The organism is Mycobacterium sp. 3-98 (assembly GCF_035918355.1).
GTDB classification, from domain to species: domain Bacteria; phylum Actinomycetota; class Actinomycetes; order Mycobacteriales; family Mycobacteriaceae; genus Mycobacterium; species Mycobacterium intracellulare.
Genome location: NZ_CP142360.1, coordinates 1,751,872 through 1,777,250, shown reverse-complemented (window position 1 = coordinate 1,777,250; position 25,379 = coordinate 1,751,872). Strand labels below are relative to the sequence as shown.

Annotated in this window: 25 protein-coding genes; 12 read left to right on the top strand and 13 right to left on the bottom strand. The window is 68.7% G+C overall.

Going from position 1 to position 25,379, the window contains the following annotated elements; translation table 11 throughout:
- The first annotated feature begins 1 nt into the window (after position 1).
- Genes nuoL through nuoN form a run of 3 tightly spaced genes read left to right on the top strand, consistent with a single transcriptional unit; the run spans position 2 to position 5,078 of the window.
- Complete coding sequence (nuoL, locus tag QGN30_RS08675) at positions 2-1,903, top strand: NADH-quinone oxidoreductase subunit L (protein WP_248923191.1); 1,902 nt, start codon at positions 2-4, stop codon at positions 1,901-1,903.
- Between the two features lie 5 nt (positions 1,904-1,908).
- On the top strand, positions 1,909-3,492 hold the full coding sequence (locus QGN30_RS08670; RefSeq protein ID WP_029384252.1) for an NADH-quinone oxidoreductase subunit M: 1,584 nt from the start codon (positions 1,909-1,911) through the stop codon (positions 3,490-3,492).
- Positions 3,489-5,078, top strand: coding sequence for an NADH-quinone oxidoreductase subunit NuoN (gene nuoN / locus QGN30_RS08665; RefSeq protein ID WP_009952984.1), 1,590 nt, complete (start codon positions 3,489-3,491; stop codon positions 5,076-5,078). The genes QGN30_RS08670 and nuoN overlap by 4 nt, the downstream gene beginning before the upstream one ends.
- A gap of 19 nt (positions 5,079-5,097) precedes the next feature.
- On the opposite strand, the gene QGN30_RS08660 is transcribed toward nuoN, so the two are convergent.
- The 7 genes from QGN30_RS08660 to QGN30_RS08630 all read right to left on the bottom strand — a co-directional run bounded on the left by QGN30_RS08660 (position 5,098) and on the right by QGN30_RS08630 (position 10,878).
- Positions 5,098-5,562, bottom strand: coding sequence for a hypothetical protein (locus tag QGN30_RS08660; protein WP_042792058.1), 465 nt, complete (start codon positions 5,560-5,562; stop codon positions 5,098-5,100).
- Positions 5,555-6,817 (bottom strand): DUF58 domain-containing protein, encoded by a 1,263-nt coding sequence (locus QGN30_RS08655; protein ID WP_248923192.1) that lies wholly within the window; start codon positions 6,815-6,817, stop codon positions 5,555-5,557. The genes QGN30_RS08660 and QGN30_RS08655 overlap by 8 nt, the downstream gene beginning before the upstream one ends.
- Before the next feature lie 7 nt (positions 6,818-6,824).
- Complete coding sequence (locus tag QGN30_RS08650) at positions 6,825-7,802, bottom strand: AAA family ATPase (protein ID WP_009952989.1); 978 nt, start codon at positions 7,800-7,802, stop codon at positions 6,825-6,827.
- A gap of 19 nt (positions 7,803-7,821) precedes the next feature.
- Positions 7,822-8,304 carry a hypothetical protein gene (locus tag QGN30_RS08645; protein ID WP_009952990.1) on the bottom strand — a complete coding sequence of 161 codons (483 nt, stop codon included), beginning with the start codon at positions 8,302-8,304 and terminating at the stop codon, positions 7,822-7,824.
- Positions 8,301-9,248, bottom strand: a complete 948-nt coding sequence (locus QGN30_RS08640; RefSeq protein ID WP_029384254.1) for a DUF4129 domain-containing protein — start codon at positions 9,246-9,248, stop codon at positions 8,301-8,303. Before QGN30_RS08640 ends, QGN30_RS08645 begins: the two co-directional genes overlap by 4 nt.
- Positions 9,249-9,406: 158 nt before the next feature.
- Positions 9,407-10,279 carry an SDR family NAD(P)-dependent oxidoreductase gene (locus QGN30_RS08635; protein ID WP_014380858.1) on the bottom strand — a complete coding sequence of 291 codons (873 nt, stop codon included), beginning with the start codon at positions 10,277-10,279 and terminating at the stop codon, positions 9,407-9,409.
- On the bottom strand, positions 10,276-10,878 hold the full coding sequence (locus QGN30_RS08630; RefSeq protein WP_008259472.1) for a TetR/AcrR family transcriptional regulator: 603 nt from the start codon (positions 10,876-10,878) through the stop codon (positions 10,276-10,278). Before QGN30_RS08630 ends, QGN30_RS08635 begins: the two co-directional genes overlap by 4 nt.
- 60 nt (positions 10,879-10,938) lie before the next feature.
- On the opposite strand from QGN30_RS08630, the gene QGN30_RS08625 reads away from it, so the two are divergent.
- The 3 genes from QGN30_RS08625 to QGN30_RS08615 are packed head-to-tail and all read left to right on the top strand — an operon-like array spanning position 10,939 to position 14,596.
- Entirely contained in the window at positions 10,939-12,075 is a 1,137-nt protein-coding gene (locus QGN30_RS08625) for a phosphotransferase family protein (RefSeq protein ID WP_009957464.1), read from the top strand.
- A complete protein-coding gene (locus QGN30_RS08620; RefSeq protein ID WP_009957463.1) occupies positions 12,075-13,190 on the top strand; it encodes a hypothetical protein in 1,116 nt (371 codons plus the stop codon). The genes QGN30_RS08625 and QGN30_RS08620 overlap by 1 nt, the downstream gene beginning before the upstream one ends.
- A gap of 59 nt (positions 13,191-13,249) precedes the next feature.
- Positions 13,250-14,596 (top strand): flavin monoamine oxidase family protein, encoded by a 1,347-nt coding sequence (locus QGN30_RS08615; protein ID WP_009957462.1) that lies wholly within the window; start codon positions 13,250-13,252, stop codon positions 14,594-14,596.
- Here the strand turns inward: QGN30_RS08615 and QGN30_RS08610 are convergent.
- Positions 14,591-15,556, bottom strand: coding sequence for an alpha/beta fold hydrolase (locus QGN30_RS08610; RefSeq protein ID WP_014380859.1), 966 nt, complete (start codon positions 15,554-15,556; stop codon positions 14,591-14,593). The genes QGN30_RS08615 and QGN30_RS08610 overlap by 6 nt on opposite strands.
- Here QGN30_RS08610 and QGN30_RS08605 point away from each other — a divergent pair.
- On the top strand, positions 15,555-15,776 hold the full coding sequence (locus tag QGN30_RS08605; protein ID WP_134770484.1) for a hypothetical protein: 222 nt from the start codon (positions 15,555-15,557) through the stop codon (positions 15,774-15,776). The two genes, QGN30_RS08610 and QGN30_RS08605, sit on opposite strands and share 2 nt — an antisense overlap.
- An 11-nt stretch (positions 15,777-15,787) precedes the next feature.
- Here QGN30_RS08605 and QGN30_RS08600 read toward each other — a convergent pair whose 3' ends face one another.
- The 3 genes from QGN30_RS08600 to QGN30_RS08590 all read right to left on the bottom strand — a co-directional run bounded on the left by QGN30_RS08600 (position 15,788) and on the right by QGN30_RS08590 (position 19,014).
- Positions 15,788-16,879 (bottom strand): helix-turn-helix domain-containing protein, encoded by a 1,092-nt coding sequence (locus tag QGN30_RS08600; RefSeq protein ID WP_014380861.1) that lies wholly within the window; start codon positions 16,877-16,879, stop codon positions 15,788-15,790.
- Between the two features lie 42 nt (positions 16,880-16,921).
- Positions 16,922-18,100: a glycosyltransferase gene (locus QGN30_RS08595; protein ID WP_014380862.1), complete on the bottom strand. Its 1,179-nt coding sequence runs from the start codon at positions 18,098-18,100 to the stop codon at positions 16,922-16,924.
- 155 nt (positions 18,101-18,255) lie between these two features.
- Positions 18,256-19,014, bottom strand: a complete 759-nt coding sequence (locus QGN30_RS08590) for an STAS domain-containing protein (protein ID WP_014380863.1) — start codon at positions 19,012-19,014, stop codon at positions 18,256-18,258.
- Between the two features lie 221 nt (positions 19,015-19,235).
- Between QGN30_RS08590 and QGN30_RS08585 the strand changes: the two genes are divergently transcribed.
- Positions 19,236-21,338: a catalase gene (locus QGN30_RS08585; RefSeq protein ID WP_009957455.1), complete on the top strand. Its 2,103-nt coding sequence runs from the start codon at positions 19,236-19,238 to the stop codon at positions 21,336-21,338.
- Between the two features lie 72 nt (positions 21,339-21,410).
- Positions 21,411-21,668 carry a DUF7218 family protein gene (locus QGN30_RS08580; protein ID WP_008259505.1) on the top strand — a complete coding sequence of 86 codons (258 nt, stop codon included), beginning with the start codon at positions 21,411-21,413 and terminating at the stop codon, positions 21,666-21,668.
- On the opposite strand, the gene QGN30_RS08575 is transcribed toward QGN30_RS08580, so the two are convergent.
- Positions 21,662-22,240, bottom strand: a complete 579-nt coding sequence (locus QGN30_RS08575; RefSeq protein ID WP_009957454.1) for a nucleotidyltransferase family protein — start codon at positions 22,238-22,240, stop codon at positions 21,662-21,664. The two genes, QGN30_RS08580 and QGN30_RS08575, sit on opposite strands and share 7 nt — an antisense overlap.
- A gap of 203 nt (positions 22,241-22,443) precedes the next feature.
- Between QGN30_RS08575 and QGN30_RS08570 the strand changes: the two genes are divergently transcribed.
- The 3 genes from QGN30_RS08570 to QGN30_RS08560 all read left to right on the top strand — a co-directional run bounded on the left by QGN30_RS08570 (position 22,444) and on the right by QGN30_RS08560 (position 25,010).
- On the top strand, positions 22,444-23,397 hold the full coding sequence (locus QGN30_RS08570) for an acyl-CoA dehydrogenase family protein (RefSeq protein WP_095562865.1): 954 nt from the start codon (positions 22,444-22,446) through the stop codon (positions 23,395-23,397).
- Positions 23,394-24,176, top strand: a complete 783-nt coding sequence (locus QGN30_RS08565; protein WP_038537277.1) for a PIG-L deacetylase family protein — start codon at positions 23,394-23,396, stop codon at positions 24,174-24,176. Before QGN30_RS08570 ends, QGN30_RS08565 begins: the two co-directional genes overlap by 4 nt.
- A 69-nt stretch (positions 24,177-24,245) precedes the next feature.
- Positions 24,246-25,010: an endonuclease/exonuclease/phosphatase family protein gene (locus QGN30_RS08560; protein ID WP_008259511.1), complete on the top strand. Its 765-nt coding sequence runs from the start codon at positions 24,246-24,248 to the stop codon at positions 25,008-25,010.
- Positions 25,011-25,020: 10 nt separating this feature from the next.
- Here QGN30_RS08560 and QGN30_RS08555 read toward each other — a convergent pair whose 3' ends face one another.
- Positions 25,021-25,308 (bottom strand): DUF3349 domain-containing protein, encoded by a 288-nt coding sequence (locus QGN30_RS08555; protein WP_038537280.1) that lies wholly within the window; start codon positions 25,306-25,308, stop codon positions 25,021-25,023.
- Between the last annotated feature and the right edge of the window lie 71 nt (positions 25,309-25,379).

Below are 25,379 nucleotides of genomic sequence, written 5' to 3'. Positions count from 1 at the left end.
CGTGACGAATCTTATTGGGACTCAATACAGCTGGCTGCTGGTCGCGCTGCCGTTAGCGGGTGCCACCATCCTGCTGTTCGGCGGGCGGCGCACCGACCGCTGGGGGCATTGGCTGGGCTGCGCCACCGCGCTGGCGGCATTCGCCCTGGGCCTGAGCCTGCTGGGCGAGTTGCTCGGCCGCCCCGCCGACGACCGCGTCATCCACCAAAAGGTGTTCAGCTGGATTCCGGTCGGCCAGCTCCAGGTCGACCTCGGGCTCCAGATCGACCAGCTGTCGGTGTGTTTCGTGTTGCTGATCTCCGGGGTCGGCTCGCTGATCCACATCTATTCGGTCGCCTACATGGCCGAAGACCCCGATCGCCGGCGCTTTTTCGGCTACCTCAACTTGTTCCTTGCCTCGATGCTGCTGCTCGTGGTCGCCGACAACTACGCGGTGCTCTACGTCGGCTGGGAAGGGGTGGGCCTGGCGTCCTACCTGCTGATCGGGTTCTGGTACCACAAGCCGACCGCCGCCACCGCCGCCAAGAAGGCTTTCGTGATGAACCGGGTCGGCGACGCGGGGCTGGCGCTCGGAATGTTCTTGATGTTCAGCACTTTCGGCACGCTGTCGTACGCGGGGGTGTTCGCCGGGGCGCCGGCCGCAGGGCGGGGCGCGCTGACCGCGATGGGGCTGTTGCTGCTGCTGGGCGCCTGCGCCAAATCCGCGCAGGTGCCGCTGCAGGCCTGGCTGGGTGACGCCATGGAGGGCCCCACCCCGGTGTCCGCGTTGATCCACGCCGCCACCATGGTGACCGCCGGGGTGTATCTGATCGTGCGGTCCAACCCGCTGTACAACCTCTCGCCCGACGCGCAACTGGCGGTGGTCGTCGTGGGTGCGGTCACGTTGCTGCTCGGGGCCTTCATCGGCTGCGCCAAGGACGACATCAAGCGGGCGCTGGCGGCCTCGACGATGAGCCAGATCGGTTACATGGTGCTGGCCGCGGGCCTGGGCCCGGCCGGCTACGCGTTCGCGATCATGCATCTGCTCACCCACGGCTTCTTCAAGGCCGGGCTGTTCCTGGGATCCGGCGCGGTGATCCACGCGATGGACGAAGAGCAGGACATGCGCCGCTACGGCGGCCTGCGCGCCGCGTTGCCGATCACGTTCGCCACGTTCGGCCTGGGGTACCTGGCGATCATCGGTGTGCCGCCCTTCGCGGGCTACTTCTCCAAGGACGCCATCATCGAGGCGGCGCTGGCCGCCGGCGGCGTCAGGGGTTACGTGCTGGGCGGGGCGGCGCTGCTGGGGGCGGGCGTCACCGCGTTCTACATGACCCGCGTCATGCTGATGACCTTCTTCGGTAAAAAGCGCTGGGCGCCCGGCGCCCACCCGCACGAGGCGCCCGGCCTGATGACGTGGCCCATGATCCTGCTGGCGATCGGCTCGGTGTTCTCCGGCGGCCTGCTCGCGGTCGGTGGCACCTTGGCGCGCTGGCTCGAACCGGTCGTCGGGAAACACGAAGAAGTCACCCACGCGTTCCCGGTCTGGGTCAGCAGCGCGCTGGCATTGGGTGTGGTCGCCATCGGGATCGCCGTCGCCTACCGGCTTTACGCCACCGCGGACATCCCCCGGGTGGCCCCGCTGTCGGTCTCGGCCCTGACGACGGCCGTCCGCAAGGACTTCTACGGCGATGCCCTCAACGAGGAGGTGTTCATGCGCCCCGGTGCGCAACTGACCCACGCGCTTGTCGAAGTCGACAACGCGGGCGTCGACGGCTCGGTCAACGCGCTGGCGGCGCTCGTGAGCCAGACGTCGAATCGGCTGCGAGGCCTGCAAACCGGCTTCGCCCGCAACTACGCACTGTCGATGCTGACGGGCGCGGTGCTGGTGGTCGCGCTGATCCTGGCGGTGAAACTGTGGTGAACCCGATGACCTCGGTTCCGTGGCTCAGCGTGCTGTGGCTGGTGCCGCTGGCCGGAGCGGTGCTGATCATCCTGATGCCACCCGGGCTGCGGCAGCTCGCCAAGTGGACGGGCCTGGTGTTCGGCATCGCGACCCTGGCGGTCGCGATCGTCGTCACCCTCGGGTTCAAGACCGGCGGCGCCCCGTATCAGTTCGTCGAAAAGCACCAGTGGATCCCGGCTTTCGGGGCCGGCTACACCCTGGGCGTCGACGGCATCGCGGTGGTGCTGGTGCTGCTGACCGCGGTGCTGATCCCGGTGCTGCAGATCGCCGGCTGGAACGACGGGGGCCAGCGCACGCGCGGCGTGCACGCCTACGTCGCGCTGACGCTGGCCATCGAATCCATGGTGCTGATCTCGGTGATCGCGTTGGACGTGCTGCTGTTCTACGTGTTCTTCGAAGCCATGCTCATCCCGATGTACTTCCTGATCGGCGGCTTCGGCGGGGGGTCGGGCCGCTCACGTGCGGCCGTGAAGTTCTTGCTGTACAACCTGTTCGGCGGGCTGATCATGCTGGCCGCGGTGATCGGGCTGTACGTGGTGACCTCGCAGCACGGGTCGGGCACGTTCGACTTCCGTGAGATCGTCGCCGGCGTCGCCTCCGGGCGCTACGGGGCGGACTCCGCGGTGTTCAAGGCGCTCTTCCTGGGCTTCATGTTCGCGTTCGCGATCAAGGCCCCGCTGTGGCCGTTCCACCGCTGGCTGCCCGACGCCGCGGTCGAGGCCACCCCAGCCACCGCGGTGCTGATGATGGCCGTGATGGACAAGGTCGGCACCTTCGGCATGCTGCGCTACTGCCTGCAGCTGTTCCCCGATGCCTCAACGTATTTCCGTCCGCTTATCGTCGTGCTGGCGGTCATCGGGGTGGTCTACGGGGCGATCGTCGCCATCGGCCAGACCGACATCATGCGCCTGATCGCCTACACGTCGATCTCGCACTTCGGGTTCATCATCCTCGGCATCTTCGTGATGACCAGCCAGGGCCAGAGCGGGTCGACGCTGTACATGCTCAATCACGGGCTGTCCACGGCGGCGGTGTTCCTGATCGCCGGCTTCCTGATCTCGCGGCACGGCAGCCGGGCGATCGCCGACTACGGCGGCGTGCAGAAGGTGGCGCCCATCTTGGCGGGCACCTTCCTGGTCTCCGCCATGGCCACCCTGTCATTGCCCGGCCTGGCCCCGTTCATCAGCGAATTCCTGGTCCTGCTGGGAACTTTCAACCGGTACTGGCTGGCCGCCGGATTCGGCGTCACCGCGCTGGTGCTGTCGGCAGTGTACATGCTGTGGCTCTACCAGCGCGTGATGACCGGGCCGGTGGCCACCGGCAACGAGAAGATCGGCGACCTGAGGGCGCGCGAATTGATCGTCGTCGCACCGTTGATCGCGCTGCTGCTCGTGCTCGGGATCTATCCCAAGCCCGTCCTCGACATCATCAATCCGGCCGTCGAGAACACCATGACCACCATCGGCCAGCACGACCCCAAACCAACGGTGCCGGTGGTGGGCAATCCCAGGCCGGCCCAAGCCCGGACCGCTGAAGGACCGCGATGACCCTCCCCACCCCCAGCATCCAGTACTTCCTGCTGTCCCCGACCCTCATCGTGTTCGGCATCGCCGTGGTGGGGGTCCTCGCCGAAGCGTTCCTGCCCAGGCGCATCCGCTACGCCGGCCAGGTGACGCTGGCCCTCGGCGGCTTGATCGCGGCGTTCGTCGCCGTCGTCGCCGTGAGCCGCTCGATCAAGAGCTCGGGGCGGGCCGCGGTCCTGGGCGCCATGGCCATCGACCGTCCGACGCTGTACCTGCAGGGCACCGTGCTGCTGGTCGCGGTGATGGCCGTCATCTTCATCGCCGAACGGACCCAAACCAAAACGGAGAGCAAGGTTTCCGTCGCAACGGGCGCCGGCGGCACGGGAGGCCTGGACTCGTTCACCCCGCAGGCGTCGGCGGTGCCCGACAGTGACGCGGAGCGGGAGGCCGAGCGGGCCGGAGCCGCCCAGACGGAGCTCTTCCCGCTGGCGATGCTGTCGGTCGGCGGCATGATGGTCTTTCCGGCGTCCAACGACCTACTGACGATGTTCGTCGCGCTGGAAGTGTTGTCCTTGCCGCTGTACCTGATGTGCGGCCTGGCCCGCCACCGTCGCCTGCTGTCGCAGGAAGCGGCCATGAAATACTTTCTGCTGGGCGCGTTTTCGTCGGCCTTCTTCCTCTACGGTGTGGCGCTGCTCTACGGCGCGACCGGCACGCTGCTGCTGACCGGTATCCGCGACGCGCTGGCCACACGCGGCGACAGCTCGCTGGCGCTGGTCGGTGTCGCGCTGCTGTCGGTCGGCCTGCTGTTCAAGGTCGGCGCCGTTCCGTTCCACTCGTGGATTCCCGACGTGTACCAGGGCGCCCCCACCCCGATCACGGGATTCATGGCGGCGGCCACCAAGGTGGCGGCGTTCGGCGCGCTGCTTCGGGTGATCTACGTGGCGCTGCCGCCGCTGCATGACCAGTGGCGGCCGGTGCTGTGGACGATTTCCATCCTGACCATGGTGGTGGGGACCATCACCGCGGTGAACCAGACCGACGTCAAGCGGATGCTGGCCTACTCCTCGGTCGCCCACGTCGGATTCATCCTCACCGGCGTCATCGCCGACAACCACACCGGACTTTCCTCCACATTGTTCTATTTGCTCGCCTACAGCTTCAGCACCGTGGGCGCGTTCGCCATCGTGGGCCTGATTCGCGACGACGACGGTGTCGAGGATGCCGCGCTGTCGCACTGGGCCGGGCTGGGACAGCGCTCCCCCATTGTGGGCGTGATGTTTTCGATGTTCTTGTTGGCGTTCGCCGGCATCCCGCTGACCAGTGGATTCGTCAGCAAGCTCGCCGTGTTCAAGGCCGCCGCCCAGGGGGGCGCCGCGCCCCTGGTGATCGTCGGTGTGGTCGCCAGCGGTGTCGCCGCCTACTTCTACGTGCGGGTGATCGTGTCGATGTTCTTCACCGAGGCCACCGAGGACACCCCGCACGTGGTGGCGCCGGGCATCCTGAGCAAGGCCGCGATCGCGGTCTGCGCCGCGGTCACCGTGGTGTTGGGCATCTTCCCGCAGCCGCTGCTCGACCTGGCCGATCACGCCGCGCACCTGCTGCACTGACGGTGACCGACGTCGGCGCTCAGGCCAAGAACGGCCGGATCGCCAGCAGGTAGATCACCAGCGCACCCAGCGGGGCGGCCAACGGCAACCACGGCAACTGCAACGGGAACGACGTTGCGACCAACCCGGCGAACGTAAACCCCACCGCGGCAACGGCCGTCGGCCAGCTGCTCAGCACCACCGGGGCGGCCGCGCCGGCCGCATGGCGGCACACCAGGTAGGCGGTCGCGCACAATCCGGACAGCGCGACGAACACGACCGGCGGATCGGACAGCGTGACCGTCACGACCGCCAGCAGCACGGCAACCGTTGCGGCGAACCGGAATACCGTCCCCGCACCCACCGAAACCAGGGCCGCCACCCACGCGGCCACGGCGAAACCGTGCGAGCCCCCGGCCGCCGATCCCACCATGAGCAGACCGAACCCGGTCGCGAACGCGGGCGAGCCCAGCCGACCCAGCGCGCCCGCACCACCGCTATCCACGCAGCCTCCCGCGCACCCGGCGGCGGCGATCGGGCAGCACACCCATCGACTGCTCGAGACCGCTGTCGCCCCGCCACGACACGATGTCCACGCCGACGGTGGCCATGTCGCGATACATCGAGGAGCGCTGCAGCGCCCACATCCGATCGACCAACGGATCCTGATCGTCTTCGAATGGCGAACTGTCGAGGATGTCCACGGCCAACACGACATGGCCCCGCCTCCGCAGATCGATGAGGGCGAGCGCGAATTCGGTGTCGAGCAGCGTGGAGAACGCGATGACGATCGCCCCGGCAGGCACCGCCGCGCGCGGCGCCAGCGTGCCCGTGGTGCGCTCGAATCGGTCACCGGCACCGAGCACGGTGTCGAGCACCCGATAGAACTGGCGCTGCCCGATGTCGGCGCCGAGCCAGCGCGGACGGTTGCCCCCGAGCGCGACGATCCCGGCCCGATCACCGTGCCGCAGGGCGGTTTGCACCACTTGCGCCGCGCCCCGGACGACCCGTTCGGTGGCTGCCGTCGCCGGACCCGCCGGCTGCCGATACCCGTCGATCAGCATGACCACGTCCGCCGCGCGGTCGGTCAACCGCTCCGTGACGTGCAGCTGGCCGCGGCGCGCGCTCACCGGCCAATTCACCGCGCGCAGTTGGTCTCCCGGCACGTAGGGACGAATGTCGGCGTATTCCACCCCGGGGCCGACGTGCCGGGTCAGGTGGGCGCCCAGCCGGTCGAGCAACTCGATCTGCGGGATGGGCGTGGCCTGCGGCGGCGTCAGCGGAAACACGATGACCTCGGCGGCGTCGACAACGCCGGTGCCGGTGAGCAGCCCACCGCGTGCGATCACCTCGACGCGGGCCGCGATCCGGTACCGTCCCCAGCGCTGCGCCGTGGCCGCGACCGTCTTCGCCCGGCCCGCATCGGCATCGGCGATCTCGAGCTCCATCCCCTCCACGTCCGGGACCGTGAGCCGGGCGGCCGACAACCCTTGTTCTTCCCCGCTGATCCACACCCGCAGGTGCGCCTGCTCGCTTTCGAAGCATCGCTGGGCGTCGGGCTCGCCGTGCACGCGAATTTCCGGCACCCGCCGCTGCCAGCTGATCGAACACAGCACGCCGAGCAGCGGCGCCGCGAACGCGATCAGCTGCCACCGGGCGCCGATGACGGCCGCGGCCATCGCGAACCCCGCGCAGGTGGCAACCGCGCGCGTCAATCCCGATGCGCGCCAGCGAAACTCGATCTCGCGGCCCTGCGTCACGCCGGACTCATCCGGTGTCCCCCGGGCTCGCGCCGGTGCGCGGCACCGGCAGCCGGTGCAGCAGCTCCCCGATGACGTCGGCGCCCTGGATCTTTCGCACCCACATCTCCGGGCGCAAGGTGATGCGGTGCGCGACCGCCGCGGTGGCGAGCGCCTTGACGTCCTCGGGGATCACGTAGTCGCGGCCGAGCAGCAGCGCGCGGGCGCGGGCGAGCTGGACCAGGTCGAGTTCGGCGCGCGGGCTGGCCCCGACCGCGACCTGCGGGTGGTGCCGCGTCGCGTTGGCCAGCGAGACCACGTAGTGCAGGACGTCTTCGTGCACGGTCACCTGCTCGACCGATTCCCGCATCGCCAGCAGGTCGTGCGCGTCCACGACCTGATTGACGGTCGGCTCGGCCGATCCGCGTTCGAGGCGCCGCCGCAACATCGAGGTCTCGTCGCGTTCGGAGAGATACCGCAGTTCCAGCCGGATCGCGAATCGGTCGAGCTGCGCCTCGGGCAGCGGATACGTGCCCTCGTACTCGATCGGGTTGTCGGTGGCCAGAACGATGAAAGGCCGTGACAGCTGGTGTGTTTCGCCGTCGATGCTGACCTGTCGTTCGGCCATCGCCTCCAGCAGCGCCGCCTGGGTTTTCGGTGGCGTGCGATTGATCTCGTCGGCGAGCAACAGGTTGGTGAAGATCGGTCCGGGCCGGAACGCGAAGCGCCCCGACTGCATGTCGTAGATCGTCGACCCGAGCAGGTCCGCCGGCAGCAGGTCGGGGGTGAACTGCACACGGGTGAATTGCAGCCCCAGCGCGGCCGCAAAGGATCTCGCGATCAGCGTCTTGCCCAGGCCCGGCAGGTCCTCGATGAGGATGTGACCGCGCGCGAGAACGGCGGTCAGGATGAGCTTGAGCGCGGCGCGCTTGCCCACCACCACGCGTTCTATTTCGTCGAGGATCGCCTCGCAGTGTGCGGTCGTGGTTGCTGCCGGCAGCGTCATTTCTGGATCGCGCCCCCTGTCATACCTGCTCCAACTTTCGCAGAATCTCTTCCAGTGCCGCCCGGCCCGGCCCCGGCTGGCGGTCACCGTTGCGGATGACGTTGTTGGGGTTGACCCAGTCCCACAGCTCGACACCAAAGAGCATTCGGCCGGTCGCGTGGAAGGCGGCGGGATCTTTGGCTTGCCGTTGGCCCGTGGCGATTTCGTACCGTCGGGCCAGCATCGGGCGCAGATGCCGGTCCCAGTCCGCCCGGGTGGCCTCCGACCGGCGGATGGTCGTCTCGGTGGTGGAAAGCCAGCGGCGCAACGAATCCCCGATGTCGTCGGCCTCGGGCTCGGTGCCGGCCTCGGGCCCGCGTCCCAGCGTGCGCCGCAGGCCGAGCAGTACCACGGCCAGCCCGATACCGGAGGCCGCCAACACGAGTCGGCGGTCATGCTGCGTCAGCGTCAGCAGTTCGATGGCGATGATGAGGCAAACCCCGAGGGTCGCGGTCTTTTTCATGCGACGCTCAGCGATCGGAGTTCGTCGAGGACCAATCGAAGCACGCGCACCGCCACGTCGCGGTGTCCCTCGTTCATCACGTGCGGACTGAACCGCGCCTCGGTGAACAGGTTCACCAGTTGTACGGCGTTATCGGCATGCAGGGCATGGCGTTCGACCGCACGGGCCAACACCTCGGAGGGGGTATCGAAGTCCTGGGGGACGGCCCCGGGAACATGCGCGAGTTCGCGTTCCATCGCGGCGTAGCAGGCGATGATCGCCTCGCGCGGCTCGCGGCTGAGGTCCGTCATCTCCGCCAGCCCACGCTCGGCGGCCCGCGCCAGCGACCGCGGCGGCGCCGCGGCCGCCGGGGATTCGGCCGGCTCGTCGGCGATGCGGAGTGCGATCGGGTGCTGCCGTCGCCTCGCCGTGGCGACCGTTCCGGCGACGATCACGAACAACATCGCGGCCGTGCTGGCGAGCAGCACGCCGAGCATGCTCTGGGAACCGTCGCGCGGCCGGTGCTGCTGCTGCGGTGGTGGCGGCGAGCCGCCATGCCCCGACGGCGGCTGGCCGCCGGTCTCGGATGGGGAGGGAGCCGGGCCGATGCCGTGGGGCGCCAGGAGCCTGCTCAGCAGCATCACGATCAGCAGCCACGCGACGATCACCGCGAGGCCGACCAGCAACACCCGCCAGCTCGGTCGGCCCCTCCCGGTGCCCAGCATGTCGGACAGCGCCCCGGCGGACGGCGCGGGTGCACGGGGGTCTCGCAACCGCGCGACGACCGCGATCGCGACCAAGGCCAGCGTCGCCGCCAGGATGGCGACCACGAACACCATGGCCGCCCGGCCCCCCGACTCGCTGCGGGCCGCATGCTGCTGAGCCGGGAAATACCCGCGCAGGGCGGCCGCGACCACGAGTAGGAGAACGATCAGGGCCACGACCCGCCCTGTCGGCTTATCCATACCAGGCATGGGCACACCACTCAACCGGTTGCCTGCCGCCGTTGCGGCACTGGCTTTGCTCATACTTGCACGTCAGGCGGCCCTAGGGCCAGGACTGGCGTTCGATAGCGTCGGTGGCGTGGTCCAGGCTTCGCCGGAGTGCGATCGACCGCCCCGGCTCAGTCCAGCGCGAACGGCCGGAAACTGCCGTCGAGCACTTGTAGGTGCCCGATGGTGCGTCCGGTGACCTTGCCGGGGTCGACGAGCGCCAATTCCACTGCAGCGCGGGCGAATTCATCCGCGGACGCGGTGTCGTCGAAGTTGCGGGCGTAGTAGGAAAGCCCCGGTGTGAGGATCGGCTTGGACGGCGACAGCGCGTTGACCGCGATGTTGTGGTCGGTGAGATCGAATGCCGCGCATTGGGTTAGATGCTCGAGCGCCGCCTTGGACCCACCGTACCCGGGCAGCACACCGCCGCTGCGGTCGGCGTACGGGCCATCACCGGGCAGTCGCGACGCGACCGAGGTGATGTTGATGATCGACCCGCCACCCGCCTCGATCATGTCGGGGCACACCAGCTGCATCAGCTCGTAAGCCGCGAACACCGCGATGTCGAAATGCCGGCGATACGCGTGCAAGGGCGTACTGACGAACCCCGGCCAGCCGGGCTTGGCGGCGCCGCTCGGCGGTTTGGCGGGCTTGGGGCGCGGTTCGCCGCCGGGCGCCGGCGGGCGGCCGGGCGCGGTGAAGGCCGCATTGTTGACCAGAATCGCGATCGGGCCCAACGCATCTCGCGCCGAGTCCACCAGCCGGGCGATCTCGTCGCGGTCGGTCAGATCGGCGCGCACCGCGACGGCGCGTCCGCCCGCGGCCTCGATGCCGGCGACCGTCTCACCGATCGTTCCCGGCAGCCGGTCATCCCAGACCTCTTCGGTGCGCCCGGCGACCGCCACCGCCGCGCCCTCGGCGGCCAGCGCCAACGCGATCGCTCGACCGAGGCCGCGGCTGGCACCGGTGACGATCGCGGCGCGCCCGGCGAGCCGGCCCGTCATCGCCGCACGCCGTGCACGACGATGGCCGTGGTCTGCTCCACCCACGCGTCGTCGAGCTCTTCCTCCGGGCGCAGCAGCATCCGCAGCATCGTCGCTCCCCCAATCAACTCGATCAAGCGATCCGGATCCACGTCGGGATGGGCTTCGCCCCGGTCGACGGCCTCGCGCAGCCGCACCCGCACCGCGGCGAACAAGTCCACGAATCGCGACATCACCCGCGCGTTGAGCGCGGGATCGGCCGTCATGTCGGCCACCAGGCCGGGCAGCGCGGCGCGCACCACCGGGGTGGTGAACACGTCGCGGGCGGCCTCGATCATCATCCGCGTATCGGCGGCGATATCCCCGGCCGGCGCCTCCAGCGCGGTGGGGGCCACGGGGAAGGCCGCCTCATGCACCAGCTCGGCCTTGCTGGACCACCGCCGGTACAGCGCCGACTTCGTGGTGCCGGCGCGCTCGGCCACCGCGGCCAGACTGATGTTTGAATAGCCCGTTTGGACAAGCAGTTCCGCGGTCGCCGATAGGATGGCCGAGTCGATACGCGGATCGCGCGGGCGGCCGGCGCCGGGGGCCTTGTCAAGGCCGGACGGGTCTGCTTTCATAACGCTACCTACCGTATCGTAATTGCCGCGAAAAAGTCTCAAAGGATGGAGGCACTCCCCGTGGCCACTGAACCGGCAGTCGACAACGTCGACCGGCTGCAGCGCTCCAGCCGCGACGTCACCACGTTGCCGACGGTGATGTCGCGCTGGCTCTCCACCGTACTGCCCGACGGCGCAAAACCCGAGGTGACCGTCGAAAGCGGCGTGGATTCGACGGGCATGTCGTCGGAAACCATCATCTTGACCGTCCGCTGGCAGCAGGACGGGCAACCGACCGAGAAAAAGCTGGTGGCGCGGGTGGCGCCCACCGCCGAGGACGTGCAGGTCTTCCCGACCTACCGGCTCGACCACCAATTCGACGTCATCCGCAAGGTCGGCGAACTCACCGACGTGCCCGTGCCCCGGGTGCGGTGGCTGGAGAACACCGGTGACGTCCTGGGCACACCGTTCTTCGTGATGGACTACGTCGACGGGGAGGTGCCGCCCGACGTCATGCCCTACACGTTCGGCGGCAACTGGTTCGCCGACGCGCCCGCCGAACGGCAGCGCGAACTGCAAGACGCCACCGTCGGCGTCTTGGCTTCGCTGCACTCGATTCCCGACGCGCAGAACACCTTTGGCTTCCTCACCGAGGGACAAATCGGGGACACCGCGCTGCGCAAGCACTTCAATTGGGTGCGGTCCTGGTATGACTTCGCCGTGCCCGACATCGGGCGATCGCCGCTATTGGAACGCACCTTCGACTGGCTGGAGGCCAACTGGCCGGCCGAGACGGCCGCCGCCGAGCCGGTGCTGCTGTGGGGCGACGCGCGCGTCGGCAACGTTTTGTACAAAGACTTCGCGCCCGTGGCGGTGCTGGACTGGGAAATGGTGACGCTGGGCCCGCGCGAGCTGGATGTGGCGTGGATGATATTCGCGCACATGGTCTTTCAAGAACTCGCCGGCCTGGCGATGCTGCCGGGGTTGCCGGAGGTGATGCGCGAGGAGGACGTGCGCGCGACCTACGCGCGCCTGGCCGGCGTCGAAGTTGGCGATCTGCACTGGTTTTACGTGTACTCGGGCGTCATGTGGGCGTGCGTGTTCATGCGCACCGGCGCGCGGCGCGTGCACTTCGGCGAGACCGAAAAGCCCGACGATGTCGAATCGCTGTTCTACCACGCCGGATTGATGCGACGTTTGATCGGAGAGGACCAGTAATGCTCGGACCGCTCGACGAATACCCGGTACATCAGATCCCCCAGCCGATCGCGTGGCCGGGCTCCTCGGACCGCAACTTCTACGACCGCTCCTACTTCAACGCCCACGACCGCACCGGGAACATCTTCGTCATCAGCGGCATCGGCTACTACCCCAACCTCGGGGTCAAGGACGCGTTCCTGCTCGTCAGGCGGGGGGACACCCAGACCGCCGTGCACGTCTCGGACGCCATCGATCAGGACCGGCTCAACCAGCACGTCAACGGCTATCGCGTCGAGGTCATCGAACCGCTGCACCGGCTGCGCATCGTGCTCGACGAAACCGAAGGCATCGCAGCCGATCTCACCTGGAAGGGGTTGTTCGACGTCGTCCAGGAGCAGCCGCACATCCTGCGTTCGGGCAACCGGGTGACGCTGGACGCACAGCGTTTCGCGCAACTCGGCAGCTGGAGCGGCCACATCGTCGTCGACGGGGAGGAAATCACCGTCGACCCCAACACCTGGCTGGGCAGCCGCGACCGGTCCTGGGGCATCCGCCCGATCGGCGAGGCCGAGCCCGCCGGCCGGCCCGCCGACCCGCCGTTCGAGGGCATGTGGTGGCTCTATGTGCCCATGGCCTTCGACGATTTCGCGATCGTCCTGATCATTCAGGAGGAGCCCAACGGGTTCCGTTCGCTCAACGACTGCACCCGGATCTGGCGCGACGGCCGCGTCGAGCAGCTCGGCTGGCCGCGGGTCAAGATCCACTACCGCTCGGGCACCCGCATCCCGACCGGCGCGACCATCGAGGCCACCTCCCCCGACGGCACCGAGGTCCACTTCGACGTGGAGTCCAAGCTGCCGGTCCCCATTCACGTCGGCGGCGGCTACGGCGGCGATTCCGACTGGATACACGGCATGTGGAAGGGCGAGAAGTTCGCCGAGCGGCTGACCTACGACATGACGGACCCGGCGATCGTCGCGCGCGCGGGGTTCGGCGTGATCGACCATGTCGGCCGGGCGCTGTGCCGCGACGGCGACAAGCCACCAGTGGAGGGCTGGGGCCTCTACGAGCACGGCGCGCTGGGCCGCCACGACCCGTCGGGATTCAAGGACTGGCTGACGGTCGCGCCGTAACCGGTCCGCGCTTCACGATTTCGCCCTGCAACTCGCAGAAATGCGGTTCACTAGACCGCGTGTCACAGCCGCCCCGGATCGTCGACGTCGTGGTGGTCGGAGCGGGCTTTGCCGGGCTGGCCGCCGCGCGCGAGCTGAACCGGCAGGGCCACGACGTGGTGGTCTTCGAGGGCCGCGACCGGGTCGGTGGGCGGTCGCTGACCGGCAGCGTCGCCGGATTGCCGGCCGATCTGGGCGGCACTTTCGTCGGGCCGACCCAAGACGCCGTGCTGGCGATGGCGGCCGAACTCGACGTCCCCACCACGCCCACGCACCACGACGGCAAGAACCTGATCCACTGGCGCGGCTGGACGCACGCGTATCGCGGCACCATTCCCAAGCTGTCCCTGACCGGGCTGCTGGACATCGGCCGGCTGCGCTGGCAGTTCGACCGGATCGCCCGCGGCGTCCCGCTGGCGGCCCCGTGGGACGCCCGCCGGGCGCGCGAACTCGACGGCCTGTCGCTCGGCGGCTGGCTGCGCTCGGTGCGGGCAACCGCCTCGTCGCGCGACCTGCTGGCGATCGTGGCGCGGGTGACCTGGGGGTGCGAGCCCGACGACGTGTCGATGCTGCACGCCGCCCGCTACGCGCACGCGGCCGGCGGCCTGGACCGACTGCTCGACGTCGAGGACGGCGCCCAACAGGACCGCTTTCCCGGCGGCACGCAACAGATCGCCGAAGCCGCGGCCGCCGAACTGGACACGCGGGTGGTGCTGGGCGCACCGGTGCGGCGCATCGAACGCCACGGTGCGGGCGTGACCGTGACGACCGATGTCGGCGAGACCGAGGCCGGCTTCGTCATCGTCGCGATCCCGCCGGCCCATCGCGCCTCGATCGAGTTCACTCCCCCGCTGCCCGCCGAGTACGAGCAGCTCGCCCGGCATTGGCCGCAGGGCCGGCTCAGCAAGGCGTACGCGGCCTATTCCACGCCGTTTTGGCGGGCCAACGGCTTTTCCGGGCAGGCGCTGTCCGACCGGGGCCCCGTTTTTATCACGTTCGACGTCAGCCCGCACCCGGACGGTCCGGGCATCCTCATGGGTTTCGTCGACGCCCGCGCGTTCGACTCACTGCCCGGCGACCAGCGCCGTCGCGACGTGTTACGTTGCTTTGCAACGCTTTTCGGTGACGACGCACTCAAACCGCTCGACTACGTCGATCATCGTTGGGGCGCAGAGGAATTCGCGCCGGGCGGCCCGACCGCGGCGGTGCCGCCGGGGTCGTGGACGCGGTTCGGGCGGTGGCTGCGCGAACCGGTCGGCCCGATCCACTGGGCGGGCACCGAGACCGCCGACGAATGGACCGGGTTCCTCGACGGGGCGATCAGGTCCGGCCAGCGTGCGGCCGCCGAGATCACCGCGCTGCTATGAGCTGATCCGGCTGGTCGCCGATTGGTGGATCGCCGCTTCGGCCAGCGTGCGCAGCTGGCGGCTCACCTCGCGCGGGTGCTCGAGCATCGAGCAGTGCCCACCGGGCAGCTCCACCAGACCGATCAGATTCGGCACGTCGCGTGCGATCCGGCGGGACTGGCTGATCGGTGTCAGCCGGTCGCGTTCGCTGCCGATGACCAGCGTCGGCACCGTCAGCCCGCTCAGGTCGAGATAGCGGGACCCCATCGACGTGACCAGCGCCCGCGCGCAGCCGGCCCGCCCCCGCGGCGACGTGTTCTCGAAGAGCTCGTAGACGAGGCGGGCGATGCTCGGGTCGGCGTCGCGCCCGGTCGCCAGCATCGCGACCACATAACGGCTCGGGATGCGGGCCGCACCCGGGACGGGAAACCCACCAAAGACGCCGATGAGGGCCTGCCCGGCGAGCACCCGCGCCGGCGACAGCCCGTGGGGCACCGCGAGAAGTTGCACGTTGCGAATCAGGTCGCCGCTCGTGGTGTTGATCAGCGCGACGGCGTCGGCGCGCCGCGGAACCTTGTGCCGGTAGCGCTCCGACCACGCGGCGATCGTGATGCCGCCCATCGAGTGGCCGGCCACCACCGCCCGTTCATGCGGCGCCAGCGTCGCGTCTAGCACCGAATCCAGATCGGACGCAAGGTGTTTGAGGCTGTACGCCTTGGCCCGCGGTACGCCGCTGCGGCCGTGCCCGCGATGGTCGAACGCGATCACCCGGTAGTCGCCGGCCAGGTCGACGATCTGGTAGGCCCACGCGCGGATCGCGCACGTGATGCCGTGCGTCAAGACGATCGGATAACCGTCAGCAGGCCCGAACACCTCCGCGTGCAGCCAGGTGCCGTCGGCCGCGCGGACCGGCAGGGTCTCGCTCGGTGGCAGCCGTTCGGGGAACGGGTCAAAAGCGCGTACCGCCCGTCGAGCACTCATGCGCCGCTCCCCCCTCGAACACGGCCCCGTCGCCGCAGCTAAGGATGAGACGATTTTATCCCGACATTCGGTATTGGTTTGGGAAATCCGGCTCTTCGGGTACCACATCGCGCTGACCGACGTACGGACGTGGATCCGCCCGGCTCCGGCCGCCGCGACCGGCGCGGTGCTCGGTGGGCGCTATGCCGCGAAGCAACTGCTGCACCGGGTGAGCGGTTGATCGCGCGGCCGTCACGCCGGGGTCTGCTGGCGCAGCGTGGTGTGGGGGCTTTGCCCGTAGGTCTGCCGGTACAGCACCGCGAACCGCCCGGTGTGCGCGAACCCCCACCGCTGGGCGATTTCGGTGACGGTCGAGGTGCCCGCCGACGCCGCGATCAGCTCTAGATGGGCGCGGCGCAGCCGGACACGGCGCATGTACTCGGTGGGTGTGGTGTCGAGTTGGCGGCGGAACAGGTACTGGACCGCCCGGGGGGTCAGATGCACCGCGGCCGCGACATCGTTGATGCCGATGTCCTCGGTGGTGTGACGGTGGATGAAAGACACCGCCTCCTTGAGCGTTTCGGGCAGCGTGCCGTCGCCGCCCGGATCCTGCTCGGTCACATTGGATGGATAACACTCGAGCAGCGCGCCGGCCAACAGGTTGGCCATGCCCGCGGCGATCATCGGTTGCTGGGCGGTGTCGGCACACGCCAACGTCGTCAACACGTAGTCGAGCGCGCGATGCCAGGCCCGCACGGCGGCACGCGAACGTGGTCGCCACTTCAAGAACTGGGTCCGTTGCGACAGCGCCGTGTGCCATTCGGCGGCGACCGCGTGCAGCACCTCCGCCGCGAGGACAACCACATCGAAACGTGCCCCGTTGCAGTGCAATACACACGACATGCCGTGCGCGACGAGGATGGGGAAGTCCGCGGTCGCCGAGGGGCCGCCCGCGACGCTCAACGATCCCGCGCGCGGCTGTATGACGACAACGGTGTCGCCCGCCGGGATCTCGAGCGTCAATCGACCCTGGATCGCCACCTCGTCCACCGTCATCGATCCGGTGTCCCGGCGCCGATGCGACACCGCGCAGTGTCCGGTGAAGCCGGAGAGCCGCCAGCCCGGCCGATAGGCGGCGGCGAAAAGCCGGCGCGCCGCCCGCGCATCGATGCCGCGAAACTGCTTGTATTCCACCGCGACTGGCTGGACCCCGTGCTCGTGCTCACCTCCGAGCTCGGGACGTGCGGGGCGGTACTCGGCCCGGGTCTCCTCGGCCGGTACGCCCGCAGAACCGACGAGCTCCGCGGAGGGCAAACTGGCGGTCGCGCGGGTCGCGGTGGTCATGGCCGGCTCGGAGGAAAGACCGGGGGCAGCCTCGTCATTGCATCACCGTGCCGCCGTCGATGACAGATCTGTGGATGCCCGGCCTTGCGCGCCCAGGCTCTGGTAGACATTCAGCGCGTCGAGCGCGATCCGCTCCCATGCGAAGCGTGACTGTGCGCGGCTGCGCCCGGCCGCGCCCATGCTTTCGCACTGAAAGCGCTGGGCGAGAAGCCGTCTCAGCGCGGCGGCCAGGCCGACCGGATTTTCGGGCGGCAGTACGACGCCGGTGATGTCGTCGAGGACGACGTCGGCGAGGGCGCCGACGGTCGCGGCGACCACCACCACGCCACTGGCCATGGCCTGCAACGCGGTCGAGGGGCGCAGCGGTTCGCGAGGGGTGCACACCATGATGTCGGCGGACCGGACCCACATCGGCATTTCCTTGCCGGGGATTGTGCCCGCGAAGCGGACACGATCGGCGACCCCGAATTCCTTGGCGAGATACTGCAGCTGGGCCCGCGCGTCGTCGTGCACGGTGTTGGTCGCCTCGGTTTCCGCAATGACCACCTCGGCGCCCGGAACCCGGGACAGCGCGCTGATCGCAATGTCAAAACCGTTATGCTGCAGTGGATTCGGCGCGACACAGAGAATGCGCTGCAGCCCGTCGCGGGCTATTTCAGGACCGGTAGGGGTGTATCGCTCGGAGTCCACTCCACAGGTCAGCGCGGACACCCGGGCCCGGCTGTGGCGCAGTTGGGCCAGCATGTCGACCTCGGCGCTGCTCTCGCCGGTCGCCCAAGCGGCGCTGCGCGCCAACAACGGCTCGATGCGCTGGCGTTCGCTCCTACGCGCCGAGGCCGCGTCGTGGGCGCGTGAGGCCGCGGTGAGGCCTAAGAACGTCTGCACGACCGGGACACGCCGACGTCGGGCGGCCAGCTGGGCGGCCAATCCGCCGAGCCACCCGTATGCGTGCACGACGTCGGGTTGTTTTTTTGACCAGACGCGCTCGAGTTTCGCCGCCCAGTCCCCGACGTAAGGCAGCACGTCGATGGCGTCGGCTGCGGCGCGCGGACCAACGGGAACCGCCACGCTGCGGCAGGCGCCGGCGGTGGCCTTGGCAGGCCGTGGACCGTTTCGCCGGAAGCACACGGTCGCGTCATGCCCCTGCGCCGTCAATGCGACGCCCAACTGCTCGGGGTCCTCCCCGACCACGTCATCGCCGCTGACAATTGCGATCTTCACTCGCGGTTCCCTCCGCGCGCCTCGTCCATCCGTCCCAACATCACGAGGCATACCACTTGCGGGCGTCCGCGAAACGAACAGATCGGCGCTTCGTTTCCTGGCCAGGCTTTCGCCTGTCGGCCCCAAGGAGACCTGGTGAAACGCCGGAGGCGATATCAGAGCCGGTTTTCCCGCCCGACCAATGCCCAGACGGTTTTGCCCGACGACGTAGGGGCCGCGCCCCACGCCCGCGATACCGCGGAGACGATCGCCAGACCGGAGACGACCTCGGCACGGCGGTCGACGGCTTCGCGCCGGCGGGGCAAGCGAGGACTGTCGTCCTCGACCGCGACAGTGACGGTGCCTCGATAGTTCTCGACGATCAACACCGGCGCGCTCTCGGTGTGGTCGAGCGCATTCTCGACAAAGACGGTCGCCACCGTGGCGGCGGCCGCGACCACTTCGCGGATGTCCCATTTGGTAAGCCGGTCGGTGACCAAGCCACGTGCATGGTCGATGCTGCCGCTGGATCGCGCAAGCTCGGTGCGCGCCCGTCGCCGGACCTTGAAGGTTTGATCGCGCACAGCCTCCAGCGCGAGCTTCCGGGTGGAATGTACCGGCACATATCGGGCCACCCCGGCCGTGGCGATCGCCCGGCGCACCGTCAGCTGTCCGCACACCAGCAATATCGGAACGTCCGGCCACACGCTGACATGCCAACGAGCGCTGTTGAACACCGTCCAGGCTGAAGCGGAGGACGCGCGCAAACGGTCGATATCGACAATCACCGCATGGGGCTCGTCGATCGCGGTCGCGATCACGGAGTTACGGATGGTGAGATAGCTTGCGCTATCCAGCACTCCTGTCATCGTCAGGATCGTTGTGTCGTGACGTGTTTCCGTCTCGATCCCGATCCCCGGAGGCGGGATATTCATCGAACATCGCTCCGGCGGGACTCCAGGGCCGCCCGATTCCCGCCGTTTTCGTTAGCCGCCGCAATCACCACTTCCGTCTACCCGCATCGATGGTAGACAACCCTCGAAAGGAGGGATAGGGCCGGATTGGGGCCGTTTTACACGGGTTTGACGGTGGTACTCCACATCGTTGAGCGATCGTTGAGCGGCCCATCACAGCAAATCAAGCCAGAAAGGCAGTCATGGCCACCGACCAGAATCCCAAGCAGCGCGACCTGGACTCCGCACGCTTCCGTCGGGACACCGGATACCTGACGACCCAGCAGGGCGTGCGCGTCGACCACACCGACGATTCGCTGTCGGTCGGTGACCGGGGACCGACGCTGCTGGAGGACTTTCACGCCCGGGAGAAGATCACTCACTTCGACCACGAGCGCATCCCGGAGCGCGTGGTGCACGCGCGGGGCGCCGGCGCCTACGGCTATTTCGAACCCTACGACGACGCGTTGGCGCAATACACCGCGGCGAGATTCTTGACCACTCCAGGCTTGCAGACCCCGGTGTTCGTGCGATTCTCCACGGTGGCCGGCTCGCGGGGTTCGGCCGACACCGTGCGCGACGTGCGCGGCTTCGCCACCAAGTTCTACACCGAACAAGGCAATTACGACCTGGTGGGCAACAACTTCCCGGTGTTCTTCATCCAGGACGGCATCAAGTTCCCCGATTTCGTGCACGCGGTGAAACCGGAGCCGCACAACGAGATTCCGCAGGCGCAGTCGGCCCACGACACGCTCTGGGACTTCGTGGCGCTGCAGCCCGAGACGCTGCACACCATCATGTGGCTGATGTCGGACCGGGCATTGCCGCGTAGCTACCGGATGATGCAGGGCTTCGGCGTGCACACCTTCCGGTTGGTAAACGACCGCGGCGAGGGCACTTTCGTGAAGTTCCACTGGAAGCCGCGGCTCGGCGTGCACTCTCTGATCTGGGACGAATGCCAAAAGATCGCCGGCAAAGACCCCGATTACAACCGCCGCGACCTGTGGGAGGCCATCGAGTCGGGCCAGTACCCGGAGTGGGAGCTCGGCGTCCAGCTCGTGCCCGAGGAGGACGAGTTCAGCTTCGATTTCGATCTTCTCGACGCGACGAAAATCATTCCCGAGGAACAGGTTCCGGTGCGCCCGGTGGGCAAGATGGTGCTCAACCGCAACCCGGACAACTTCTTCGCCGAGACCGAGCAGGTCGCGTTCCACACGGCGAACGTGGTGCCCGGCATCGACTTCACCAACGATCCGCTGCTGCAGTTCCGCAACTTCTCCTACCTGGACACCCAACTGATCCGGCTGGGCGGCCCCAACTTCGCCCAGCTGCCGATCAATCGGCCGGTGGCCGAGGTCCGGACCAACCAGCACGACGGCTACGGACAGCACGCGATTCCGCAGGGCCGCTCCAGCTACTACAAGAACACCATCGGCGGCGGCTGCCCAGCGCTGGCCGACGAGAACGTGTTCCGGCACTACACCCAGCGGCTCGACGGGCAGACCATGCGTAAGCGGGCCGAGTCCTTCGAGAATCACTACAGCCAGGCGCGGATGTTCTGGATGAGCATGACGCGCGTGGAGGCCGAACACATCGTCGCCGCGTTCGCTTTCGAGCTCGGCAAGGTGGAGATGCCCGAGATCCGTTCGGCGGTGGTGGCACAGCTCGCGCGGGTCGACGGCGAGTTGGCCGCCCAGGTGGCCGCGAAGCTGGGGCTTCCCGCGCCGCCCGAGGAGCAGGTCGACACGGTGACCGCCTCACCGGCGCTGTCACAGGTCACCGACGCCGGCGACACCATCGAATCGCGCAAGGTCGCCGTGCTGGCCGCCAACGGCGTCGATGTGGTGGGGACACAGCGCTTTATCGAGCTGATGGGACAGCGCGGGGCCGTGGTCGAGGTGTTGGCGCCGGTGGCCGGCGGCACGCTGGAGGGCGGGTCCGGCGGCGAACTGCCCGTTGACCGGTCCTTCACGACGATGGCGTCGGTGCTCTACGACGCGGTCGTGGTGGCGTGCGGGCCGCGGTCGATCGCGACGCTGTCCAACGACGGGTATGCGGTGCACTTCGTGACCGAGGCCTACAAGCATCTCAAGCCCATCGGGGCGTACGGCGCCGGCGTCGACCTGCTGCGCACCGCCGGTATCACCAACCGCCTCGCCGAGGACACCGACGTGCTCAACGACCAGTCCGTCATCACCACCAAGGCCGCCGCCGACGAGTTGCCCGATCGCTTCGTCGAGGAATTCGCCGGCGCGCTCGCCCAACACCGTTGCTGGCAACGGCGCACCGACCCGGTTCCGGCCTAGCGCCGGTGTTTTCCCCGCGGCCCGGGCGGGCATAACTGAAAAGGTGTCTCATCGTGGACAGGAGGATGGATCATGCCGCGTTCGTCGATCAAGAACGAGAAGCTGTACCAGGATCTGCGCAAGAAGGGCGACTCCAAGGAGAAAGCCGCGCGGATTTCGAATGCGGCCGCCGGCCGGGGCAAGTCCTCGGTGGGCCGCAAGGGCGGCAAGTCCGGGTCTTACCAGGACTGGACCGTTCCGGAACTGAAGAAGCGGGCCAAAGAGCTTGGCATGTCAGGCTATTCGAGCCTGACCAAGGACAAGCTGGTGGCCAAGCTGCGTAATCACTGACGCGACAGGCCGAGCCGGTCGGCCAGCACCAAGAAGGCGACCGCGTAATCGTTTTCGGCGGTCTCCGCCTCGATGCGCTGCCAGTCCAGGCGTTCACGCACCGCGCGCACGGCCGGCAACAACCGGCCGAAGTCGCAGTGATGCTCCCCCAGGGAGCGCAACTGCTGGACGAGCACCATGGTCGGGGGCAGCACCGGCATGCCGATCGCCAGGACCTCCTGCTGTTCGGCCTGATCCAGCGTCGCGGCGTCGACGGGCACGCCGTTGATGCGATGCAGGACGTCGACGAGCGTGTCGCCGGTGCGGGCCTTGAACAACCAATCCTCCGGGGGACGTTCGATGGCGAAGCCCGCATTGGTCAGGGTGGCCACCGCCGTCTCCACGTCGGCCTCGGCCACCACGAGGTCAACGTCGTGGCTGGGTTCCGGTGCGCCGTAAGCCCATAACGCATAGCTGCCCGCCAGGGCGAAGCGCGGCCCATGTTCCTTGAGCGCCGAGGCGGCGCCTCTCAGCGCCTCTCGCAACCGCGAGGCGCAGCTGGTTGCGTCGGCATGTGCGTCGAGGGGTTCCATGGTGCATTAGGTGATACCCCGCGGGCCGGACCGGCAACCTGACGACGGACGGTCGTAAGGCCGTTTAACTTGCGCGCAACGGGGAAATCGTCCGTTATGTCAACCGCGGTGCCACGCTCATACGATGCTGCGGCCGTCGTGATTTCGGCCCCCTCCCCCGACCCCATCAGGCGAGGGGGAACGCTCCCGGTGGGCGGCCCGGCGTGACGGCGGGGCTGGTCGAGCACTGGCTCGAGTCCGGACGGCTCGAGCTTCCCCTGCCCGCGTCGGGGCGCACGGCCGAACGCTGGCAGCGGCTGGCGCGGCTGGCCGAGGACAACATCGTCGCGGCCAGGATCGCCGAGTCCCACGTGGATGCGGTCGCGATCCTGCACGAGTTGGGCGGCAAGCCCCCCGACCCCGGTCAGCTGTGGGGCGTGTGGGCCGCCGAAGCGCCGGACACGGCGTTGACGGCAACCGACACCGACGGCGCGTTCACCCTGAACGGCACCAAGGTCTGGTGCGCGGGCGCCGGGTTCTGCACGCATGCGCTGGTGACGGCGCGGCTCGAGGACGGGACCCAAGGCCTGTTCGCGGTGACCGTGACCGACCCCGCCGTCAAGGCCCTGCCCAGCACCTGGTGGAACGCGGGGATGGCCGGCAGCGACACCAGGCCGGTCCAGTTCACCAACGCCCAGGCCGTCGCCGTGGGTGACCCCGGAGCCTACCTGAATCGACCGGGCTTCTGGCACGGCGCAATCGGTGTCGCCGCCTGTTGGCTCGGCGGTGCACGCAGGGTCGCCGACCCGCTATACCGCTGCGCCGCAAGCCGATCCGCCGACGCGTACTCGCTGGCGCACCTGGGCGCGGTGGACGCCGCGCTGGCCGCCAGTGACGCGATGCTGGCCGAGGCCGCGGCGCAGGTCGACGCGGATCCGTTCGACCGATCCGGAACCGCGCAACTGCTGGCCCGCCGCGTCCGCACGGTCGTGGAACACGCTGTCGACGAAGCGATTACGCGCACCGGCCGGGCCCTGGGTCCCGGCCCGCTGTGCCAGGACGGACGGCACGCTCAACGGGTCGCCGACCTGAGCATCTACATCCGGCAGAGCCATGCGGAGCGGGACCTGGCCGAACTCGGGCAGCTGGCGGGCAGGCAGGCGATGAGGGCGCCGTGAAAACCGCGCCGGCGGGCAACTGCGCGTTCGCGGCCGATCCGCTGACCCACGGCAGCACACCGGTGCCGTTGTGGCTGGCCGCTTTCGCCGAAAGTCCCCTGCCGACACTGGATCTGGCGGAGTGCCGACGGCTGATCGTCGTATCCCCGCATCCCGACGACGAAACCCTCGGCCTGGGCGCGATGGCCACGCAGCTGACCGCGCTGGGGGTTGACGTTCAGGTGGTCTCGGTCAGCGACGGCGGCGCTGCCCAGCCCGATGTGTCGGTCACGGACCGACTTCGTATGGCAACCATCCGCAGATACGAATTGGGCCGGGCGGCCAGCCTTTTGAATGTCCCCAGCCCGATCTCGCTGGGTTTTCCCGACGGTGAGCTGACCGATCACGAGGACACGCTGGCCGACACGCTGGCGGAGATCCTCGAGGGTGGCGGCCCGGCGACCTGGTGTGCGGCGACGTGGCGGGGCGACGGGCATCCCGATCACGAAGCCGCCGGGCGCGCGGCCTCCGCGGCGTGCGCCCGCACCGGCACGACGCTGCTGGAATATCCGGTGCTGATGTGGCATTGGGCGCACGTCGCCGATCCTGCGGTGCCGTGGGACCGGGCCTATGCGGTGCCGTCACCGAGTTGGGCGATGGGCCGCAAACGCCGCGCGGCGCAATGCTATCGGAGCCAACTCGAGCCCGCCGGCGGGGAATCCTCGCCCACCTTGCCGGGTTTCGTGCTTGCGCGGCTGCTCGCGGTGGGCGCCGCGATAGGGGAACTCGTATTCCGGTGACCCCCGCGCCGACCCGCGACGAAATGCCGCGGTGAGTGCCCAGGCGACAAAGTGGGTAGGTGAAAACCTATGCGCGTGGCGACCTTCAACATCCTGCACGGCCGCACGGTCGGGGACGGTGTCGACGTTGCGCGCCTGCGCGATTGCGTGCGCCGTCTCGATCCGGACGTGCTCAGCCTGCAGGAGGTCGACTGCGATCAGCCACGCTCCGAGCGGGCCGACCTGACCGCCGCGGCGGCCGAGGCCATGGGCGCTGTCGAGCACCGGTTCGTGGCGGCGATTTCCGGTACCCCGGGCGCGACCTGGATGGCCGCCACCGGCCGGGAACAACCCGGGACAGCCGCGTACGGAATCGCCCTGCTGTCCCGCTACCCCGTGGCCAGTTGGCAGGTGTTGCGACTGCCCCGCATCCCGATGCGGTTTCCGATGTACCTGCCCGGCCCCAACCGGGTGATGATCGTCGACGAGGAGCCGCGGGCGGCGGTCATCGCGCAGCTGCGCACCCCGATGGGCGGGCTGACGGTGGCCAACACGCATTTGTCCTTCGTTCCGGGCTGGAACCGGCGCCAGCTGCTGCGGGTGATTCATGACCTGCGCGGCTTCCCCGGTCCACGGCTACTGACCGGCGACCTGAACATGACGCCAAAAACCGTTGGCCGCTGGTCGGGTATGCGGGCGTTGGCCACCGCCGAAACGTTTCCCGCCGATAACCCCAACCGCCAGCTCGATCACATCTTGACCGACGATCCCCGGCTGCGCGGCGGAGCGGTCGACGCCAGCCCCATGCCGATTTCCGATCACCGACCGCTGGTGGTGGACCTCCAGCGAGTCTGAGCCCGCGGCGTCAGCACGGGCGATCGCCGGCCGATTTCATGGCACCCAGGACACGCTCGATGTCGTACGTCGACGGCGCCTCGCCGGTGACCCTGATGATCTCCACTCCGACGTCGGCGCTGTCGACCGGGTGATGCTGAGGCGCAACAAGTTCGCGGGCGATGGCCATGACCTCGTCGTCGGGCACCCGCCGCGGCAACAACGCCAGCAGCGGTGCGTACCCCGTGGCCGGGGCGAGCGGCGGGCAGCCCGCACGCAGAAACGCGACAACCCTGGACACCCGAGCTTGAAGGTTCATGTTCCACCTCGCTCATCCACCGCCCGCCCGCTCCAGCGGGACACGGCAGGGATAACCGGGCGCGGCGGTTT